General features: G+C 72.1%; 18 protein-coding genes. 8 read left to right on the top strand and 10 right to left on the bottom strand.

Features of this window, described 5'->3' with window-relative positions:
- Nucleotides 1-149 precede the first annotated feature (149 nt).
- Nucleotides 150-794 carry a peptide deformylase gene (locus tag AB5J49_RS43740; protein ID WP_369174437.1) on the top strand — a complete coding sequence of 215 codons (645 nt, stop codon included), beginning with the start codon at nt 150-152 and terminating at the stop codon, nt 792-794.
- A 132-nt stretch (nt 795-926) separates the two neighbouring features.
- Nucleotides 927-2,513: an ABC-F family ATP-binding cassette domain-containing protein gene (locus tag AB5J49_RS43735; RefSeq protein WP_369174436.1), complete on the top strand. Its 1,587-nt coding sequence runs from the start codon at nt 927-929 to the stop codon at nt 2,511-2,513.
- An 84-nt stretch (nt 2,514-2,597) separates the two neighbouring features.
- Here AB5J49_RS43735 and AB5J49_RS43730 read toward each other — a convergent pair whose 3' ends face one another.
- Complete coding sequence (locus AB5J49_RS43730; RefSeq protein ID WP_369174435.1) at nt 2,598-4,031, bottom strand: NAD(P)/FAD-dependent oxidoreductase; 1,434 nt, start codon at nt 4,029-4,031, stop codon at nt 2,598-2,600.
- A gap of 131 nt (nt 4,032-4,162) precedes the next feature.
- Here AB5J49_RS43730 and trxA point away from each other — a divergent pair, with 131 nt between their 5' ends.
- Nucleotides 4,163-4,549: a thioredoxin gene (trxA, locus tag AB5J49_RS43725; RefSeq protein WP_369174434.1), complete on the top strand. Its 387-nt coding sequence runs from the start codon at nt 4,163-4,165 to the stop codon at nt 4,547-4,549.
- A 9-nt stretch (nt 4,550-4,558) separates the two neighbouring features.
- On the opposite strand, the gene AB5J49_RS43720 is transcribed toward trxA, so the two are convergent.
- From AB5J49_RS43720 to AB5J49_RS43705, 4 genes are read right to left on the bottom strand one after another with little or no spacing between them, the layout of a single operon-like run.
- Nucleotides 4,559-5,995, bottom strand: coding sequence for an aldehyde dehydrogenase family protein (locus AB5J49_RS43720; RefSeq protein WP_369174433.1), 1,437 nt, complete (start codon nt 5,993-5,995; stop codon nt 4,559-4,561).
- A 17-nt stretch (nt 5,996-6,012) separates the two neighbouring features.
- Nucleotides 6,013-7,203, bottom strand: coding sequence for a 4-hydroxybenzoate 3-monooxygenase (locus tag AB5J49_RS43715; RefSeq protein WP_369174432.1), 1,191 nt, complete (start codon nt 7,201-7,203; stop codon nt 6,013-6,015).
- An 18-nt stretch (nt 7,204-7,221) separates the two neighbouring features.
- Nucleotides 7,222-8,268, bottom strand: a complete 1,047-nt coding sequence (locus AB5J49_RS43710) for a LacI family DNA-binding transcriptional regulator (RefSeq protein ID WP_369174431.1) — start codon at nt 8,266-8,268, stop codon at nt 7,222-7,224.
- A gap of 46 nt (nt 8,269-8,314) precedes the next feature.
- Nucleotides 8,315-8,989: a TetR/AcrR family transcriptional regulator gene (locus AB5J49_RS43705; protein ID WP_369174430.1), complete on the bottom strand. Its 675-nt coding sequence runs from the start codon at nt 8,987-8,989 to the stop codon at nt 8,315-8,317.
- A 99-nt stretch (nt 8,990-9,088) separates the two neighbouring features.
- On the opposite strand from AB5J49_RS43705, the gene AB5J49_RS43700 reads away from it, so the two are divergent.
- Nucleotides 9,089-9,652, top strand: a complete 564-nt coding sequence (locus AB5J49_RS43700) for an NADPH-dependent FMN reductase (RefSeq protein WP_369174429.1) — start codon at nt 9,089-9,091, stop codon at nt 9,650-9,652.
- A 258-nt stretch (nt 9,653-9,910) separates the two neighbouring features.
- Here AB5J49_RS43700 and AB5J49_RS43695 read toward each other — a convergent pair whose 3' ends face one another.
- On the bottom strand, nt 9,911-10,816 hold the full coding sequence (locus AB5J49_RS43695; protein ID WP_369175448.1) for a LysR family transcriptional regulator: 906 nt from the start codon (nt 10,814-10,816) through the stop codon (nt 9,911-9,913).
- Nucleotides 10,817-10,931: 115 nt separating this feature from the next.
- Here AB5J49_RS43695 and AB5J49_RS43690 point away from each other — a divergent pair, with 115 nt between their 5' ends.
- On the top strand, nt 10,932-11,156 hold the full coding sequence (locus tag AB5J49_RS43690; RefSeq protein ID WP_369174428.1) for a hypothetical protein: 225 nt from the start codon (nt 10,932-10,934) through the stop codon (nt 11,154-11,156).
- 10 nt (nt 11,157-11,166) lie between these two features.
- Here AB5J49_RS43690 and AB5J49_RS43685 read toward each other — a convergent pair whose 3' ends face one another.
- Entirely contained in the window at nt 11,167-12,048 is an 882-nt protein-coding gene (locus AB5J49_RS43685) for an LLM class F420-dependent oxidoreductase (RefSeq protein WP_369174427.1), read from the bottom strand.
- 73 nt (nt 12,049-12,121) lie between these two features.
- Nucleotides 12,122-13,102 (bottom strand): ArsR/SmtB family transcription factor, encoded by a 981-nt coding sequence (locus tag AB5J49_RS43680; protein ID WP_369174426.1) that lies wholly within the window; start codon nt 13,100-13,102, stop codon nt 12,122-12,124.
- A gap of 56 nt (nt 13,103-13,158) precedes the next feature.
- Between AB5J49_RS43680 and AB5J49_RS43675 the strand changes: the two genes are divergently transcribed.
- Nucleotides 13,159-14,385 (top strand): MFS transporter, encoded by a 1,227-nt coding sequence (locus AB5J49_RS43675; RefSeq protein WP_369174425.1) that lies wholly within the window; start codon nt 13,159-13,161, stop codon nt 14,383-14,385.
- Here the strand turns inward: AB5J49_RS43675 and AB5J49_RS43670 are convergent.
- Nucleotides 14,321-15,286: a TerC family protein gene (locus tag AB5J49_RS43670; RefSeq protein WP_369174424.1), complete on the bottom strand. Its 966-nt coding sequence runs from the start codon at nt 15,284-15,286 to the stop codon at nt 14,321-14,323. The genes AB5J49_RS43675 and AB5J49_RS43670 overlap by 65 nt on opposite strands.
- A gap of 234 nt (nt 15,287-15,520) precedes the next feature.
- On the opposite strand from AB5J49_RS43670, the gene AB5J49_RS43665 reads away from it, so the two are divergent.
- Both AB5J49_RS43665 and AB5J49_RS43660 read left to right on the top strand, forming a co-directional pair.
- Entirely contained in the window at nt 15,521-16,495 is a 975-nt protein-coding gene (locus AB5J49_RS43665; protein WP_369174423.1) for an alpha/beta hydrolase, read from the top strand.
- A gap of 244 nt (nt 16,496-16,739) precedes the next feature.
- Complete coding sequence (locus tag AB5J49_RS43660) at nt 16,740-17,732, top strand: helix-turn-helix domain-containing protein (RefSeq protein WP_369174422.1); 993 nt, start codon at nt 16,740-16,742, stop codon at nt 17,730-17,732.
- A 56-nt stretch (nt 17,733-17,788) separates the two neighbouring features.
- On the opposite strand, the gene AB5J49_RS43655 is transcribed toward AB5J49_RS43660, so the two are convergent.
- A complete protein-coding gene (locus AB5J49_RS43655) occupies nt 17,789-18,142 on the bottom strand; it encodes a hypothetical protein (RefSeq protein WP_369174421.1) in 354 nt (117 codons plus the stop codon).
- Nucleotides 18,143-18,265 lie beyond the last annotated feature (123 nt).

Here is an 18,265-nt window from a genome sequence, read left to right as displayed (position 1 = left end):
GGCTGGGACGGGGAGTGGGGACGTACGTGCTCTGTCTGATGTAGCGGTCCAGTAGTCGGGGGACGGGTCCGTCGAGTTCCCGGCTTGCTAAGTGGCGTACGTCACACATGAGTCGGCGAGTGGCGGGTGCGCCGTGGCATGCTGGCGCGATGGCAACTCCGAGCGATCGCGCACCCCTGGCCGAGCAGGTCGAGCAACTCCTGTCCACCGAGGGCCCGTTGGCCATCGTGGCGGCCGGCGAACCGGTGCTGCGGCGCCACACCGAACTCTTCGACGGCCAGCTGGACCCGGCGCTGCTGGCCCGCTTCGTCGAGGCCCTCCGAATCACCATGCACGCGGCACCGGGCGTCGGCCTCGCCGCACCACAGGTCGGCGTACCGCTGCGGATCGCGGTGATCGAGGACCCGGCACCGGTGCCGCACGAGGTGCGGCTGGCGCGCGGGCGGGTGCCGCAGCCGTTCCGGGTGCTGGTGAACCCGTCGTACGAGCCCGTCGGTACCGCTCGCGCCGCGTTCTTCGAGGGCTGTCTGAGCGTGCCGGGCTATCAGGCGGTGGTGGCCCGGCACCCCGAGGTGCGGCTGACGGGCGAGGACGAGCACGGGCGTGCGGTCGACGAGGTGTTCACGGGGTGGCCCGCCCGTATCGTGCAGCACGAGACGGACCATCTCGACGGCGTGCTCTACCTGGACCGGGCCGAGCTGCGCTCGCTGTCCTCGAACCAGGCGATCGCGGAGCGCTGGGCAGGGCCGACGCCGGCGCGGGCCGCAGAGGCGCTGGGCTTCGAGCTGCCGTGACGGAGAAAATTCGCAGGCGCCCGACACGGCGCCCGCGTTAGCCTGACCACATGTCCACGCCCCGAATTTCCTAGCTGAGGCCCCGCTTACACGCCACCCGTGTGTCCTCTTGCTTGTTCGGAGCGTCTTCTCATGATCACCGCTAGTGGTGTCGACGTGCGCGTCGGCGCGCGTCTGCTGCTGTCCGGCATCTCCTTCCACATCTCCCCCGGCGACCGCATCGGCCTGGTCGGCCGCAACGGCACCGGAAAGACCACCCTGTTGAACACCCTGGCGGGCACGGTGCGCCCGGCTGCCGGGGCGGTCACCCGCACCGGCGAGGTCAGCCATCTGCCCCAGGACTCGCGCGCCGCGGACCCGACGGTCACCGTCACCGACCGCATCCTGTCCGCGCGGGGCCTCGACGGGGCCGTACGCGCCCTGCGCCGTGCCGAGGAGGCCATGGCCGACGGTACGCAGCGCGCGATGAACGCCTACGTGCGCGCCGAGGCCCGCTTCCAGGCCGCCGGCGGTTACGCCGCGGAGGCCGAGGCGGCCCGGGTGGCCGCGGGTCTCGGGGTTCCCGCCCGGCTGATGGACCGGTCGTTGGGTGCGCTGTCGGGCGGACAGCGCCGTCGCGTGGAGCTGGCCCGCATCCTCTTCGCGGAGCACGGCACCCTGCTGCTGGACGAGCCGACGAACCACCTGGACGCGGACTCGGTGGCCTGGCTGCGCACGTTCCTGACGAACCATCAGGCCGGGCTCGTGCTGATCAGCCACGACACGTCACTGCTCGCCGGCGCGGTGAACCGGGTCTTCCACCTGGATCCGCAGCGCGCCACGATCGACATCCACAACACGGGCTGGGACGGCTATCTCGCCCAGCGGGAGGCCGACGAGCGACGCAGGGCGCGCGAGCGGACGAACGCCGAGCGCAAGGCGGCGTCGCTGCACGCGCAGGCCGGGAAGATGCGCGCCCGCGTGTCGACGGCCGTGGCCGCGAAGAACATGGCCCGCCGCGCCGACCGTATGCTCGCCGACCTCGAACCGGTCCGCCGCACCGCGAAGGTGGCCAGGATCCGGCTGCCCGAACCGGCACCGTGCGGCCGGATCCCGCTCGGCGCCATCAGTCTGACGAAGTCGTACGGCGGCCATCGCGTCCTGCGGGGCGTGGACCTGGCGGTCGACCGGAGCAGCCGCCTGGTCGTCCTCGGCCCGAACGGTTCGGGAAAGACGACCCTGTTGCGCATCCTCGCCGGTCAGGCCAGGCCGGACGGCGGCCGGGTGGTCCACGGGCACGGGTTCCGTCCGGGCTACTTCGCCCAGGAACACGACACGCTGGACGGAGAGTTGACCGTGGGTGCGCAACTGGCGTCCGCCGCCCCGCATCTGACGTACGGCGAAGTGCGGCGCGTCCTGGGATCGTTCCTGTTCACCGGTGACGACGCCGACAAGCCGGTCGGTGTCCTGTCCGGCGGCGAGAAGACCCGTCTGGCGCTGGCGGGCCTGGTGCACTCCGGCGCGAACGTCCTTCTCCTGGACGAGCCGACCAACAACCTGGACCCGGCCTCCCGCGCCGAGGTCCTGGCCGCGGTGGGCACGTACCCCGGCGCGATCGTCATGGTCACCCATGACGCGGGCGCCGTGGCGGCGCTGCGCCCGGACCGGGTGCTGCTGTTGCCGGAGGCGGAGGAGGATCTGTGGAGCGAGGAGTATCTGGAGCTGGTGTCGGCGCAGTAGCCGGCGGCGGGGAGCAGCGAACGCCGGGCGCGACCGGTGATGTCCCGACGGTCGCGCCCGCCAGCAACTCCCCCGCCGACGACGTCAGTTGTCGCGGTACGACTCCAGCAGCCGCAACCACACCTCGCTGATCGTCGGATACGACGGAACCGCGTGCCACAGCCTGCTGATCGGTACCTGGCCGGCGACGGCGATGCTCGCCGAGTGGATGAGTTCGCCGACGCCGGCGCCGACGAAGGTGAGGCCGAGGAGGATCTCGCGTTCCAGGTCGACGACCATGCGGGCGCGGCCGCGGTAGCCCTCGGCGTACAGGCCCGCACCGGCGACCGAGGACATCTCGACGTCCACGGCGCGCACGCGGTGGCCGGCCTGTTCGGCCTCCGCCAGGGAGAGCCCCACGGCGGCGGCCTCGGGGTCGGTGAAGACGACCTGGGGGACGGCGGCGTGGTCGGCGGTGGCGGCGTGGGCGCCCCAGGGGTCGGACTCCAGGAGGGGCACGCCGGAGGCGCGGGCGGCGATGGCCGCGCCCGCGATACGGGCCTGGTACTTGCCCTGGTGGGTGAGGAGGGCGCGGTGGTTGACGTCGCCGACCGCGTAGAGCCATTCGCTGCCGGTGACACGGAGGCTGTCGTCGACCTCCAGCCAGGAGCCGGGTTCCAGGCCGATGGTTTCCAGGCCGATGTCGGCGGTGCGCGGGACACGGCCGGTGGCGAAGAGGATCTCGTCGGCCTCGATGCGGTCGCCGCCGTCGGTGACGACCACGACCGTGCCGTGCTCCCGTGTCACCGCCTCGACGGAGGTGCCGGTGCGGACGTCGACGCCCGCCTCGGTGAGCGCCTCGGCGACCAGTTCGCCGGCGAAGGGCTCCATGCGGGACAGCAGGCCCTTGCCGCGGACCAGGAGCGTGACCCGGGAGCCGAGGGCCTGCCAGGCGGTGGCCATCTCGGTGGCGACCACGCCGCCGCCGACCACGACCAGGCGGCCGGGAGCGGCCTTCGCGCTGGTGGCCTCGCGGCTGGTCCACGGCTCGACCTCGGCGAGTGTGGGCAGGTCGGGCAGCTGGGCGCCGCTGCCGGTGCAGACGACCACGGCGTGCCGGGCGGTCAGGACCTGCCGTACGCCGTCGGAGCCGGTCACCTCCACCGTGCGGGGCGCGGTGAGGCGGCCGTGGCCGCGGTGGAGGTCGGCGCCGATGCCGTCCAGCCACCGGACCTGGCCGTCGTCCTTCCAGTGCGAGGTGTACTCGTCGCGCCGGGCGAGGACCGCGGCCGTGTCGAGGGGGCCTTGTACGGACTGGCTGAGGCCCGGCAGGCGGCGGGCGTCCGCCCGGGCGATGACCGGTCGCAGCAGCGCCTTGCTGGGCATGCACGCCCAGTACGAGCATTCGCCGCCGACCAGCTCGCTCTCCACGACCGCGGTGGAGAGCCCGGCCGCACGGGTGCGGTCGGCGACGTTCTCCCCCACGGGCCCGGCCCCGAGCACCACGACGTCGTATGCGATGGAATCCGTTTCCGTCATGAGGTCAGTCTTACGGGTGGTGTGCGCCCTGGCCACACGGGTAAGCGCGCGGAAATACGACGGAATACGCAGCCGTACGGTCGTGTTGTCGCCGACGGCTTCGCCCCGACACCAGGAAGAGGGAATACGCCATGAGCAGCACCGTGGAGCTCACCAAGGAGAACTTCGATGAGACGGTCACGGACAATGAGTTCGTCCTGATCGACTTCTGGGCGTCCTGGTGCGGGCCGTGCCGTCAGTTCGCCCCGGTCTACGAGAAGGCGGCCGAGGAGAACCCTGATCTTGTGTTCGGCAAGGTCGACACCGAGGCGCAGCCGGAGCTGGCCGCCGCCTTCGGTATCCAGTCGATTCCGACGCTGATGATCGTCCGTGACCGGGTCGCCGTGTTCGCGCAGCCCGGGGCGCTGCCCGAGGCCGCCCTGAAGGACGTCATCGGGCAGGCCCGGGGGCTCGACATGGACGAGGTCCGCCAGGCCGTGGCCGCTCAGCAGGCGCAGGCCGAGCAGAACGGCGAGTAGGCCCCCGGTCTAGAAGGGGTACGCCGCCACGTCGCCGCGCACCGTCGTCCAGCGCACGTCGGTGAACGCCTCCAGGTTGGATTCACCGCCGAACCGGGCCCCGGTGCCGGAGGCGGCGATGCCACCGAAGGGCGCGACGGCCTCGTCGTTGACGGTCTGGTCGTTGATGTGCACGATGCCGGTCGGGATCCGCTCGGCCAGGTCGAGACCCCGAGCGGCGTCCCCGGTGACGATGCCCAGGGAGAGGCCGTAGGAGCCGGCCGCGGCGAGGGCGGCGGCCTCGTCGGCGGTCGCGAAGGGGCGTACGGGCGCGACGGGACCGAAGACCTCCTCGGCGTAGGCGGGGGTCTGGTCGTCGACGCCGGCGAGCACGGTCGGCCGGTAGAAGAGCTGGTCGTGGGTGCCGCCCGCGGCGAGCTTGGCGCCCCGGGACGTGCTGGCCTCCACCAGGCCGTGCACCTTGCCCAGCTGGCCCGAGTCGATGAGCGGGCCGAGGTGGACCTCGGCGCGGTGCGGGTCACCGACGGCGAGGGAGTCGGCCTTGGCCGCGAGCCGTTCGACGTACTCCTCGTACAGGGACTGATGGACGAGGTGGCGGCCGGTCGTCATACAGATCTGGCCCTGGTGGAAGAAGGACCCCCAGGCGGCCGTGGAGATCACCGCGTCGATGTCGGCGTCCTCCAGCACGACCAGGGCGGAGTTGCCGCCCAACTCCAGGTGCGCGCGCTTGAGATGACGCCCGGCGGCCTCGCCGACGGCCCGGCCCGCGGCGGTGGACCCGGTGAAGGAGATGACGGGCACGCGCGGGTCGGCGACCAGCGCCTGGCCCACCTCCGGACCGCCCGGCAGGATGTGCAGCAGCCCCTCGGGCAGACCGGCCTCCGCGAAGACCGCGGCCAGCGACAGACCGCCGCACACCGCCGTGCGCGGGTCCGGCTTCAGCACGACCGCGTTGCCGAGCGCGAGGGCCGGGGCGACGGAGCGGATGGAGAGGATCAGCGGGGCGTTGAACGGGGAGATCACGCCGACGACGCCGACGGGGACCCGGCGCGTGTACGACAGCCGGGGCGCCTCGCTGGGCAGGACCTGCCCGGCCGGGCGGGAGGCGAGGGCGGCGGGCTCGTAGCACTCCTGGGCGGCGACGTGCAGTTCGAAGTCGGCCTTGCCGGGGATCGACCCGGACTCGCGGACGAGCCACTCGCGCAGCTCGTCGGCGTGTGCCGCGAACAGGTCGCCGGCCTTGCGCAGCACTGAGGCGCGCACGAAGTGCGGGAGGCGTGCCCACTCGGCCTGGGCGGCGCGGGCGGCCTCCGCGGCCGTTCCGACGTCCTCGGCGCCGGCCAGGGTGACGGTGCCGAGCGTGTCGCCGGTGGCGGGCTCGGTGATGGCGTACTCATCTCCCGACAGGGAGCTGGACTGCCAGGTCTTCGGGTCGAGCAACGGCATTGCGACTCTCCGTTCGATCACCGGCGGGACTCAAGGGGGAGCGGAAGTCCCGAGTAGTTCGCCGCCAGTTCGGCGGGCGCGTGGCGGGATGCGGTGATCCGACGCAGACGTGCGAGCTGCATCCGCTGGTCGAACGCATCCCCGTCTGGTTGAGCGTGCAACATCTTAGTCATGTCATCCGAGAAACGGCTCGCCTGCCACACACGTTGAAGACACAACTCGGAGTATCTGTCCAGGAGCTGTGTGTTCCCTGTGCGGTGCAGCTCGATCAACCCGCGGGCCAGGACCCGTACGTCCGAGACGGCGAGGTTGAGCCCCTTGGCGCCCGTCGGCGGGACGATGTGGGCGGCGTCCCCGGCGAGCAGCAGCCGGCCGTGACGCATCGGCTCGTGGACGTAACTGCGCATCGTCGTCACGGACTTGGCGGTGATGGGGCCGCGGTGCAGGGTCCAGTCGGCGTCGATGGCGAAGCGCGCGGCGAGTTCGTCCCAGATGCGGTCGTCGTGCCAGTCGTCGGGGTCGGTGTGGTTGGGGACCTGGAGATAGAGCCGGGAGACCGAGGCCGAGCGCATGCTGTGCAGCGCGAAGCCGCCTTCGCCGCGTGCGTAGATCAACTCGTCGCAGGACGGCGGCACTTCGGCCAGGACCCCGAGCCAGGAGTACGGATACTCGTGCCCGTACGAGCGGCCCACCTCGGCCGGGAACGCGTCGCGGGAGATGCCGTGGAAGCCGTCGCAGCCGGCCACCCACTCGCAGGTCAGCGTCTGCTCACGGCCCTCGTGCAGGAACCGTACGACGGGCGTCGCGCTCTCCGGCTTCTCGACAGCGAGCGCCTCGGCCTCGAACAACAGCGGTGGCCCGTCGGCGAGTTGCAGCGCGACGAGGTCCTTCACGATCTCGGTCTGGGCGTAGATCGTCACCGTACGGCCGCCGGTGAGGGCGGGGAAGTCGATGTGGTGGCGTTCCCGGTCGAAGCGCAGCTCGATGCCCTGGTGCACCAGGCCTTCGGCCGTCAGCCGCTCGGCGGCGCCGGCCTCGCGCAACGCGTCGACGGTGCCCTGCTCCAGCATCCCGGCCCGCTGGCGCTGCTCGACGTACTCCCGCGTGCGGCTCTCCAGGACGACACAGTCGATGCCGGCGCGGTGCAGCAGGCGGGCGAGCAGCAGTCCGGCGGGGCCGCCCCCGATGATGCCGACGGTCGTGCGCATGTCCCGCCTCCCCTGGGTTCAGCTGGATTCGCGGTGCACCACCGTCGCTCCCAGCACCTTGTGCGTCTCGGGTGCGGCGCCGGGGTTGCGCACCGCGCGGTCGACCAGTTCCGCGAGCTCGCGACCGGACGGCAGCTCGATGTGCACGGTGCTCAGCCTAGGCCGCAGCAGCCGTCCGAGCATCAGGTCGTCGGCGCCGATGACGGCTGTGTCGGCGGGGACGCGGACGCCCTCGTCCTGCAGGGCGCGCATCAGCAGCATCGCGTACTCGTCGTTGTAGGCGAACACGGCGTCGAGGCCGAGGGCGCGCCAGCGGGCGGCCAGCCGCGCGGCGGACTCCTCCGCGTAGGCGAGGGGCAGCTCGGTCACGGTGGCGTCCGTGCCGCGCAGGGCCCGGCGCACACCTTCGAGGCGGGGCGCGGAGAAGGACTCCAGGCCGTCCTCCTCGGGCACGACGACGCCGATCCTGCGCCGACCGCGGTCGTACAGGTGGCGGCCCGCGCAGTGGCCCACGGCCTCGTAGTCCATCAGCAGGGCGTGGGCGCCCTCGACGGACTCGGGGCCGAGCGAGACCACGGCCCGGGCGCCGGAGCGGTTGAGCACCGTCACGCCTTTCGGGCCGAGGCCGGAGCCCGACACCAGGACGGCGACGGGGCGCAGCTCGGCCCAGGCGCGGGCGGCCTCGTCGCTGTGCAGGCCGACGCTGCCGTGCTGCACGACCGTGTAGTCGAGGCGGCCGAGCGCCAGCTGGAGATCGCTGAGGAAACTGCTGTAGAGCGGGCCGACGGGGAAGCTGGGCGCGGGCATCAGGACCATGCGACTGTGCCCGGCGCGCAGGCTGCGGGCGGCCGCGTGCGGGACGTAGCCGAGTTCCTTCGCGGCCTCGTGGACGCGGCGGCGCGTGGGTTCGCTGATCCGGACGGCGCTGGTGTTGTTCAGGACGTAGGAGACGGTCGCGCGCGAGACGCCGGCGAGGCGGGCCACATCGGCGCTCGTGGGTACCGAGCGCTGTGCGGGGAGAGCGGGCGCGGGCGTTTTCGGTATCTGCACCATGACGTACGGCATCTTTGCAGAACCTGTGAGCGGGGCCCGGGTGAGGGTCTCCCGGCGTTCACGCCCCGGTGCGGGTCACGCGGTCGACCAGGTCGAGCCAGCCCTTCTCCAGCCGCTCCATGGGCATACCGCACTGCCTGGTCAGGTGGTTGATCAGGGCGGGGTCGAGGTACGCCAAGAGAGTCTGGGCGAGGAGATCGCAGTCGGCGCCCGGGGCGATCTGGCGCAGCAGCACCGTGACATGTGTGTGCAGCGCCCGCACCGAGGGATGGGAGTAGCGGCGGGTCGGCTCCGGCTGGGCGGCCAGTTGCAGGTCCAGCTGCTCGGCCGCGCGGTACAGCACCGCCACGCCGAACGCCCGCAGCCGCTCGACCGGCGGTGCCCCGGGGCCCAGCGGCGGCGGCCCGCCGAGGAAATCGGCCTGCAGTTTCCTCGCGGAGTGGTCCAGCAACGCCGTCAGCAGGCCGGTGCGGTCGCCGAAGCGGCGGAAGACGGTCCCCTTGCCCACGCCGGCCTCCGCGGCCACCGCCTCCATGGTGACCCCGGCAGCGCCGTGCTCCGCGATCAGCCGGGCGGCGGCCTCCAGCAGCCGGGCGCGGTTGCGGGCCGCGTCGGCGCGCAGGCAGGGCTCGTCGGCGGCGGGACCGACCTCCAGCAGCTGAGCCTTGTCGATGGGCTCCTGCGGCTGCGGGAAGGGGGGCAGGGCAGCGGACATGAAGCCAGCGTAAAGCATCGGGAATGAAACTGGACCGCGGTCCGGTTAGGTGCTAGAAACGTAAGCGGACCTCGGTCCGGATCGTAACCGCAGTGTTTCAGCATCCTTGGAGTTCGCATGTCTGTTCGCATCCTCGCGCTCGTCGGCAGCCTTCGCGCCGGTTCGCACAACCGTCAGCTCGCCGAGGCGGGCGTCAAGCTCGCTCCCGAGGGCGCTGAGGTCGTGCTCTTCGAGGGCCTGGCCGACGTCCCGTTCTACAACGAGGACATCGACGTCGAGGGCAGCGTCCCCGCCGCCGCCACCAAGCTGCGCGAGGCCGCGCTGGCCTCCGACGGGTTCCTGTTCTTCTCCCCCGAGTACAACGGCACCATCCCGGCCGTGCTGAAGAACGCCATCGACTGGCTGTCCCGCCCGTACGGCGCCGGTGCCTTCGGTGGCAAGCCGGTCGCCGTGGTCGGCACCGCCTTCGGTCAGTTCGGTGGCGTGTGGGCGCAGGACGAGACCCGTAAGTCGGTGGGCATCGCCGGCGGCAAGGTGCTGGAGGACGTCAAGCTGTCGATCCCCGGCTCGGTGACCCGCTTCGCCGAGACGCACCCGGTCGACGACGCCGAGGTCGCCGCCCAGCTGACCGAGGTCATCGCCCACGTCCACGGGCACGCGGGCCAGGCGGCCGCCGCCTGACCGAAGGCCCCTCCCCACGAGGCCGGAGGCCGGAGCCCAGAGCTCCGGCCTCTCGTCATGCCAGGCCACGGCTTCGCACCGGGCCATCGCTTCAGGCCGGGCACCCCCTTCATGCCCATCCGCCGCTGCACGCCGGGCAACCCGATTCATGCCCGGCCACGGCTGCACGCCAGGGCCCGCTGCACGCCATGCACTCGCCGCTCGCCCAGCCACCGCTTACGCCAAGCACCCCGCCGCTCGCCCAGCCACCGCTTCGCGTCACGCAACCGCCGTGACCGCAAGCTCCCGCAGCTCCCCCAGCGCCGCCTTCACCGCAGGGCGTTCCCGGCAGCCTCGGCGTGTGCAGGTGAGTACCTTGCGATGCGGGTCGCCCGCACAGCGCACCCGGGTGATCGGCAGGTGGGGCGTCAGCTGGGCCAGCCGTGGGATCAGGGCGACGCCGAGCCGGTGAGCGACCAGATGCGCGGTGACGTTCCAGTCCAGCGCGTGATGGATCACGTCGGGGGTGAACCCCGCCGCCCCGCACGCCGACATCACGTGCGGGCGACAGGCACTCTCCGGCACCGGCGCGATCCAGTCCTCGTGTGCCGCCTCCGCGAGGTCGACGCGCCCGCGTGCGGCCAGCGGATGGTCGTCGGGGACGACGAGGTCGTACGGGTCGTCCAGCAGCGGCTGCTGGTCGAAGCGCACGTCGCTCAGCGGCGGGTTGTGCGGGGTGACCTCGACCACGGCCAGGTCGGCCTCCCCCTCGAAGAGCAGGTCGAAGCTCTCCGGCACCCCCGTCTCCTGGATCCGTACGGTCAGCCGCGGATGCCGCTCCCGCAGCCGTACGGCCATCGGCGCCAGCAGCACCGACACGGCCATGGGAAAGCCGCTGACGCGCAGCTGTCCGGCGGGGGCGCTGTACTCGGCGCGCAGGTCGATTTCGGCCGCCTCCCAGCGGGCCTGGATCGCGTCCGCGTGCGCGAGCAGACTCTCGGCGGCCGCGGTGAGGCGCACCCCACGGCCCTGCGGTTCCAGCAGGTCGACGCCGAGATCGCGGGCCAGCTGCCGGATCTGCTGGGAGGCGGCGGAGGGCGTGAAGTGCAGCGCGCGGGCGGCCGCGGTGACCGTGCCGTAGTGGGCGACCGCCCGGAGGACATGCAGTCGGCGCAGGTCAATCATGAAGGCCACGCTTCAAGGTCAGATCCGGAAAGTCAACCTGGACGTGTACGAAGCGCGCACCGCACCCTTGGTTGTGTCGCGACGATCAACCAGCCACGAGGTACGAGGAGTCGCCATGACCAGCACGACCGGTACCGTCTGCCCGCACTGCGGGTGGCCCGACGGGGCCGAGCCCTTCCAGGTGGTCTCCCGGCACAGCACCGCGGCGGGCAGCACGGTGTGGACGCGGTGCGGCTGCGGCTCGTTGCAGGTCCGGATGGTCGACGCCCGCGGGATGCGGATCGTCTCGCGCAGCCGCCCGGCCGACGCCGACACCCGGTCGAGCACACCATGCCGATGAGCTGCGCGGCTCAGTCGAGCCCGGCCAGCCGCTGCACGGCGGGAGCCGCGAAGCCCTCGATGAACGCCGCCGGTTCGCCGGTGCGTGGGCCGAGGATCACCGTGTCGATGCCGAGCTTCGTGTAGTCCGCGATGTCCCGGGTGAAGGCGTCGAGGTCGCCCTCGGCGGGCGCCTCGCCCATGTAGAGGACGGTCTTGCGGATCTCGTCGTAGTCGCGCCCCTCGGTGTCGCAGTGACCGCGCAGCACGTCGAGCTTGTGCCTGACCTCTTCGGGAGAGGTGGTGAACAGGTTGCAGGCGTCGCCGTAGCGGGCCACCAGCCGGAGCGTCTTCTTCTCCCCGCCCCCGCCGATCATGATCTCGGGGCGCGGGGCGCTCACCGGCGCGGGCACACACAGGGTCTCGGCCAGCCGGTAGTGCGCGCCCTCGAACGGGCCGTCGTCCTCCGGGTCCCACATCTGCAGGCAGATCCGCAGGGTCTCCTCCAGCCGCTCGAAGCGCTCGGCGACCGGCGGGTACGGCACGCCGAGCCCCTCGTGCTCCCGGTCGTACCAGGCGGCGCCGATCCCGAGGACGGCCCGGCCGCCGGACAGCACGTCGAGCGAGGTGACGATCTTGGCGAGCAGGCCTGGGTGGCGGTAGGTCACGCCGGTCACCAGGGCGCCGAGGCGGACCGTGGAGGTGTGGGCGGCGAGGTAGCCGAGGGTCGTGTAGGCCTCCAGCATCGGGTCCTCGGCCCGGTCGTTGAACTCCATCTGGAAGTAGTGGTCCATCACCGACAGCCAGCTCACGCCGGCCGCCTCGGCGGCGGCGCCCGCGGCGGCGAGTTCGGAACCGAGCGCGGGGCCTCCTCCGGGATGGTCGAACCGATTGATGTGCACGCCGACCCGCATGTCCTGTCTCCGTTCACCGAGACCTTGCACCGACCCTGACGACGCTAGAACTTCGAGCGCTCTCGAAGTCAAGTCAAGTCCGGCCGACGAGCTGGTCCCCGAGTGCGGTACGCCGGTACAGCACCCGCCGTCCGTCACGGGCCCGGGTGACGAGTCCCGTCGCGTGCAGCACCTTCAGGTGCTGGGAGACCGCGCTGGGCGTCACGCCGAGGCGGCGGGCGACCTCGACCGTGGGCAGCGGTTCGGCGAGCAGCCGCAGGACGGTGGTGCGGGGTGCGCCGAGCAGTGCGGTGAGGGCGGAGGTGTCGGGCTCGGTCTCCGGCTCCCACAGGGTCGCGGCGCCCCGGCTGGGATAGGCGAGCATCGGGGGTTCCTCGGCACTGACCGGGGGCGCGGGTTTGTGGGCGAACAGGGACGGCACCAGGCGCAGCCCGCGCCCCGATCCGTCCACCTCGTGCCGGCCGATCATCTGGTCGACGCGCAGGACGCCGTCGCGCCAGCGCACGTTGCGGTGCAGGTCGGAGAAGAGCAGGTGGGCGCCGCCCGTGGCCAGCTGCCGGGCGCGGTGGGTGATGTCGGCCTCCAGTACCAGCCGCATCCGTGGCCAGTCCTGCCGCATGGCCAACTCCCAGTACCTGAGCAGGAGTTCGCACAGCTCTTCCAGCAGCTCCGCCACGGGGGCGTCGCCGGGTGCGGTGATCTGCCGCAGGGCGTCCGGGAGGGGGTGCGGGGCGTGGGTCGTGAGCAGGTCGCGTCGTGCGAGATCCGGTGGCGTCGCCCGTACGACGGCGAGCTGGTCCTCCAGCGCGGGCGCGAAGGTCGTCGGGCGCGGGGTCAGGAAGTCGGGCAGGGTGAGGTTCTGGCCCACCAGGGCCCGCAGCAGCCGGGCGTCGGCGGGGTCGAGACGATCGAGCACCGAGCGGCGCCACGAGGTGTGCAGGGGAAAGAGGGCGGGGGCGCGCAGGGCCCGCAGGCTGCCCATGACCTCACGCAGCGGAGAGATCGCGAACCGGGTGTCCGCGAGGTCGTCGACGTCGAGCAGGAAGCTGATCATTAAGCCCCGGGCTACATCCTTTGGCAACCGGCCGTCGCCGCCGTGGACTTCAGGCTATGACGGATCACCACCACCGGCGGACCACCTTCGCGATCACACTGCTCACCTTCGCGTGCGGCGTCGCCGTGGGCAATGTCTACTTTCCGCAGGCGATCGGCCCGTTGGTGGCCTCGGGGCTGGGAGTCTCCCCCGACGCGGCCGCCACGGTGGTCACCGCGACCCAGTTCGGCTACGCGGCCGGCATCTTCCTGCTCGTCCCGCTCGGCGACCGGCTGCGCCCCCGCCGACTGCTCGTCACCCTCCTCACCTCGACCGGGCTCGCCCTGCTCGCCGCGAGTACGGCGCAGGCGCTGATGCCGCTGGTCGTCGCGAGCGCCCTCGTCGGCACGGCCACGGTGATCGCCCCGCTCGCCGGCCCGCTGGCGGCCGGTATGGTGCCCGCCGGGCGGCGCGGCGTCGTCAGCGGCACCCTGCTCAGCGGCGCCCTCGCCGGCATGCTGCTGTCCCGCGCGGTGGGCGGCGCCCTCGGCGACCGGCTGGGCTGGCGGGCGCCGTACGTCCTCGCCGCCGCGCTCTCCCTCACGGTCGCCGCTCTGTTGGCCCGCCTGCTGCCCGCACTGCCCCGGGCCGCCGCGGCACCCTACCCGGCCCTGCTGGCCGCACCGCTGCGACTGCTGCGCACCGAGCCCGAGCTGCGCCGCTCCTGCCTGTACCAGGCATCGGTGTTCGCCGGGTTCTGCGCGGTGTGGACCGGGGTGGCGCTGCTGCTCACCGGCCCGGCGTACGGCATGGGCGCGACGGCGGCCGGGCTGCTGGCCCTCGTCAATGCCGCGACGATGCTGTGCACGCCGGTCGCGGGCCGGCTGGTGGACCGCCGGGGCCCGGACCGGGTCAACCTGTGGTGCTTCGTCGTGGTCGGTGTGTCGGCGGTGCTGGCGTTCGGCGGCCGGGGCGGCGCGCCCGGGCTGACCGCGCTGGTCGGGGGCACGCTGCTGCTCGACATCGGCATGCAGTGCGGGATGGTCGCCAACCAGGTGCGGATCTACGGCCTCGGCGCGAATGCCCGCAGCCGCCTCAACACCGCGTACATGACCTGCGCCTACCTCGGTGGCACGGCCGGCTCCTGGCTGGGCGCCCGCGCCTACGGCCACTTCGGGTGGACCGGTGTGTGCGTGCTGGTCGCGGCGCTCACCGGCGTGGCGCTCGCCCGCCATGTGCTCACACGCGTTCGGCCGCTGCCTGCTCCTGCTTCTTCGAAGCGCGCAGGCTGGTCAACGTCGTGACCGCCAGGACGAGCACGATGAAGCCGAGCGAGAAGGGGATGCTGATCTCGGGGACGTGGACACCGGACTCGTGCAGCGCGTGCAGCACCAGCTTGACGCCGATGAAGCCGAGGATGATCGACAGGCCGTAGCTGAGGTGGACCAGTTTCTTCAGCAGGCCGCCGATGAGGAAGTACAGCTGCCTGAGACCCATCAGGGCGAAGGCGTTGGCGGTGAAGACGATGTACGGGTCCTGGGTCAGGCCGTAGATGGCGGGGATGGAGTCCAGCGCGAACAGGACGTCGGTGGAGCCGATCGCGAGCATCACGACCAGCATCGGGGTCATGATCCGCTTGCCGTTCTCGGTGATGAACAGCTTGGTGCCGTGGTAGCGGTCGGCCACGCCGAAGCGTTCCTCCGCCATCTTCAGCAGCTTGTTCTCCTGGTACTCCTCCTCGTGCTCGTCCTTGCGGGCGTCCTGGACCAGCTTCCAGGCGGTCCAGATCAGGAAGGCGCCGAAGAGGTAGAACACCCAGGAGAACGTGGAGATGATCGCCGCGCCGGCCGCGATGAAACCGGCGCGCAGCACGAGGGCCATGATCACGCCGACCATCAGTACGCGCTGCTGGTACTGCGAGGGAACCGCGAACTTCCCCATGATCAGGACGAAGACGAAGAGGTTGTCGACACTGAGCGACTTCTCGGTGATGTACCCGGCGAAGAACTCGCCCGTCGGCTTGCCGCCCCCGTAGACGAACAGGCCGAGGCCGAACAGACAGGCCAGGACGACCCAGACGACCGTCCACGTCCCCGCCTCCCGGACGGAGACATCGTGGGGTTTGCGACCGATGAAGAAGTCCACGGCGACGAGCGCGCACAGGGCGACGATCGTCAGCAGCCAGACGGAGAGGGAGACGTTCACTGGTAGTACTCCTGGTGCAGGTGGGGCCTTGACAGCGTTGTCGCCGCTGGCGATGACTTCCACCTACGGCAGGTGAACAGCGGGTCATGTCATGGCAAGCTCCAGGTCACTCAGGTGCCACCCGCCGTACGGCGGGCAGGTTCCGCCGAACGGCGGCCCCCCGGTCGGGGCCGGTGCGTGGACCATGACGACAGAGCCGCCGGGCATCCACGTGCCCCCATGTGAGGAGAAGCCATGACCCAGGTCCCGCCCCCGTTCGATCCCGAGCTCGCCGCCGCCCTGGAGCTCATCAGGGACATGATCTCGCCCGGCCTCACGATGGACGAGATAGCCGACATCCGCCAGGGTCCGGGGATCCAGATGCTGGCCCAGCTGGATCTGACCATGGACGGCTTCTTCGAGATCGAGGACAGGGTGGTGCCGGGTCCCGCGGGCGCGCCGGAGATCTCCCTGCTGATCTGCCGGCCGGCCGCTCCGGCGGAGGCGGGTCCGCGGCCGGTGATCTACCACGTGCACGGCGGCGGCCTGGTCATCGGCAACAACCGCGTCGGTGTCGACGTGCCCCTGGCCTGGGCGAAGGAGCTGGACGCGGTCGTGGTGTCCGTGGAGTACCGGCTCGCGCCCGAGGACCCGTACCCGGCGCAGATCGAGGACGTGTACGCCGGTCTGGAGTGGACGGCGAAGCACGCCGCCGAGCTCGATGGCGACCCGCAGCGGATCGTCGTCGCCGGTGCCAGCGCGGGCGGCGGGCTGTCCGCGGCGCTGGCGCTGCTGACCCGGGACCGCGGGGGCCCGGAGCTGATCGGCCAGGTGCTGATGTGCCCGATGCTGGACGACCGCAACGACACGCCGTCCGTGCACCAGATGGCGGGCCTCGGCATCTGGGACCGTACGGCCAATGAGACCGGCTGGACGGCGCTGCTCGGCGAACGCCGTGGTGGCCCCGACGTGCCGGCGTACGCGGCGCCGGCTCGCGCCGAGGACCTGTCCGGGCTGCCCCCTGCCTTCCTGGACGTCGGCTCGGCGGAGACCTTCCGCGACGAGGTCGTCGCCTACGCCTCCCGGCTGTGGCAGGCCGGCGGGGTGGCCGAGCTGCACGTGTGGCCCGGCGGCTTCCACGGTTTCGACGGCTTCGCACCTCAGGCGGCGCTGTCACAGGCGTGCCGGGCGGCGCATCTGGCGTGGCTGAAGAGGCTGCTGGGCAGCTGAAACGGCGGGGTGCTGCATGGCGCCCGCTCGACTGCCAGGTTCTGCGGCTTGACGGGTGCGGGCACCGGTGCGGACGCGGGTGCGGGTGGTAGGTGGCTTGTCGCGCCCACGCGGCGGAGCCGCATATCGACAGGGCCCCGCGCCCCGTGGGTGGGGCGTCCTGTCCGGCGCTTGGAAGCGGATGTACATCCGCCGACCGGACGCGGGCTCCCCACCGGTTGACCCCATACCGCACCATGGGCCTATGAAAGAGCTGGCCGGACGTCTGACCGCGTTGGATCCGGATGCCGGTGCCGCCGTCCGGGTCATCGCGTACTTCGATCGGCTCGCCGAGTCGCGGGCCGGGCTGGAGTCGCTGGTGCGCGGTGCCGCCGTGCTGGCCGGGGTACCGGCGCGGCTGGTGGACGCGGACCGGCGAGTGCATGTCCGGGTCGAGACCGACGGGACGCGGCGCGAGAACGAGGTGGCGCCGGATGCCGCCTGGCCCTCCGCCGCGCTGACGCCGGGCGGTGCTCCGGCGCTGTGGCTGGAGCGGGCTCAGGAGGCGGAGCCGAGCGTCGTCGACGCGGTGATCCTGGAGCGGGCCGCCGGGGCGATACGGCTCGTTCTCGACCGGACGCGCGGGCGGGCGCCGGCCGATGATCCCGCGCTGGTCGAGACCGTCCTCGACGCCACAGCACCGGAAGCGGCCCGGCTGCACGCGGCCCGCCACCTGGGGCTCGACCCCGCCGCTCCGGCCCGTGTCCTGGCCCCGCTGGAGGGCCGCCCCCGCGTCGTCCCCGCCCTCCCGGACGCCGAGCCGCCCGCCGGCCGCGTGGGGGTGGGCCCCGCCGTCCCGGTGCTCGACCTGCCACGCTCCTGGTCGCAGGCCCGCATCGCCCTCCGGTTCACGGCCGAGGGCACCGCGCAGGACCCTGGTCCGGGCGTCGTGCACGCGGACGAGCTGGGCGATGTCGCCCTCCTCGCCCAACTGGTCCTACCGGGCGCCGAGCCGCCACCGGACGTACAGGCCCTGGAGGGGGCCGCGGCGGCCGCGCCCTGGCTGCTCGCCACGCTGCACGCCGTCGCCTCGACGGTGAGCCTGCGGGCGGCGGCGGCCGAGATCAACGTCCACCACTCCACCCTCCAGGAGCGGCTGGCGCACGCCGAGCACCTGCTGGGCTGGCCGCTGCGCACTCCGCAGGGCCGGTTCAGGCTGGGGCTGGCGCTGGCGATGCGGCACCTGGCGCGGCCCTAGGGCAGGCCGCGACCTCAGGGGGTGGCCTCAAGGGGCCTCAAAGGGGATGGCCACCGTCACCGGAACTCGTGCACGACCTCGATCGTGCCGACGATGTGGGCGTTGAACTCGTCGAGCTCCTCGGCCGGCACCCACAGCTCGAGGATTGTCTCGCCGCCCGCCTGCTGGACGGGGTACCGGCGCAGGAACTCCGACTCGACGTCGAAGCGGGTCACGAAGCCGGCTCCGTCGTGCTTGACGTTCCAGTCCCGGGCGATCTTCACCGCGTAGTCCTCGTTGAGCACCGGGTAGAAGATCGGCTGCTCGGGCAACCGCGGCGGCCAGGCACGCCAGTCGAGTGCGCGAACCAGGTCCAGCTCTTCGGGGCCGATGGGCCGCCACAAGGTGGTGGTCGGGCGCGGGCTGATCATGGGAGGGGACGATACCCACGCCGCGAGCGCGACGACCACGGAGTTTCATGAAGCTTCGCTTTCGCGGAGTATCCCGCAGTGCTTGCAGACGCGCTCTACACGCATTCGCTGGAAATTTCACGT

The organism is Streptomyces sp. R28, assembly GCF_041052385.1.
GTDB lineage: Bacteria > Actinomycetota > Actinomycetes > Streptomycetales > Streptomycetaceae > Streptomyces.
The sequence above is the reverse complement of the archived record's forward strand: the minus strand, read 5'-3'. Positions and strand labels throughout refer to the sequence as shown.

Coding starts and splice junctions, on each gene's coding strand:
- AB5J49_RS43740 (WP_369174437.1), top strand. CDS start 150: ATGGCAACTCCGAGCGATCGCGCACCCCTGGCCGAGCAGGTCGAGCAA.
- AB5J49_RS43735 (WP_369174436.1), top strand. CDS start 927: ATGATCACCGCTAGTGGTGTCGACGTGCGCGTCGGCGCGCGTCTGCTG.
- AB5J49_RS43730 (WP_369174435.1), bottom strand. CDS start 4,031: ATGACGGAAACGGATTCCATCGCATACGACGTCGTGGTGCTCGGGGCC.
- trxA (WP_369174434.1), top strand. CDS start 4,163: ATGAGCAGCACCGTGGAGCTCACCAAGGAGAACTTCGATGAGACGGTC.
- AB5J49_RS43720 (WP_369174433.1), bottom strand. CDS start 5,995: ATGCCGTTGCTCGACCCGAAGACCTGGCAGTCCAGCTCCCTGTCGGGA.
- AB5J49_RS43715 (WP_369174432.1), bottom strand. CDS start 7,203: ATGCGCACGACCGTCGGCATCATCGGGGGCGGCCCCGCCGGACTGCTG.
- AB5J49_RS43710 (WP_369174431.1), bottom strand. CDS start 8,268: ATGCCGTACGTCATGGTGCAGATACCGAAAACGCCCGCGCCCGCTCTC.
- AB5J49_RS43705 (WP_369174430.1), bottom strand. CDS start 8,989: ATGCTTTACGCTGGCTTCATGTCCGCTGCCCTGCCCCCCTTCCCGCAG.
- AB5J49_RS43700 (WP_369174429.1), top strand. CDS start 9,089: ATGTCTGTTCGCATCCTCGCGCTCGTCGGCAGCCTTCGCGCCGGTTCG.
- AB5J49_RS43695 (WP_369175448.1), bottom strand. CDS start 10,816: ATGATTGACCTGCGCCGACTGCATGTCCTCCGGGCGGTCGCCCACTAC.
- AB5J49_RS43690 (WP_369174428.1), top strand. CDS start 10,932: ATGACCAGCACGACCGGTACCGTCTGCCCGCACTGCGGGTGGCCCGAC.
- AB5J49_RS43685 (WP_369174427.1), bottom strand. CDS start 12,048: ATGCGGGTCGGCGTGCACATCAATCGGTTCGACCATCCCGGAGGAGGC.
- AB5J49_RS43680 (WP_369174426.1), bottom strand. CDS start 13,102: ATGATCAGCTTCCTGCTCGACGTCGACGACCTCGCGGACACCCGGTTC.
- AB5J49_RS43675 (WP_369174425.1), top strand. CDS start 13,159: ATGACGGATCACCACCACCGGCGGACCACCTTCGCGATCACACTGCTC.
- AB5J49_RS43665 (WP_369174423.1), top strand. CDS start 15,521: ATGACCCAGGTCCCGCCCCCGTTCGATCCCGAGCTCGCCGCCGCCCTG.
- AB5J49_RS43660 (WP_369174422.1), top strand. CDS start 16,740: ATGAAAGAGCTGGCCGGACGTCTGACCGCGTTGGATCCGGATGCCGGT.
- AB5J49_RS43655 (WP_369174421.1), bottom strand. CDS start 18,142: ATGATCAGCCCGCGCCCGACCACCACCTTGTGGCGGCCCATCGGCCCC.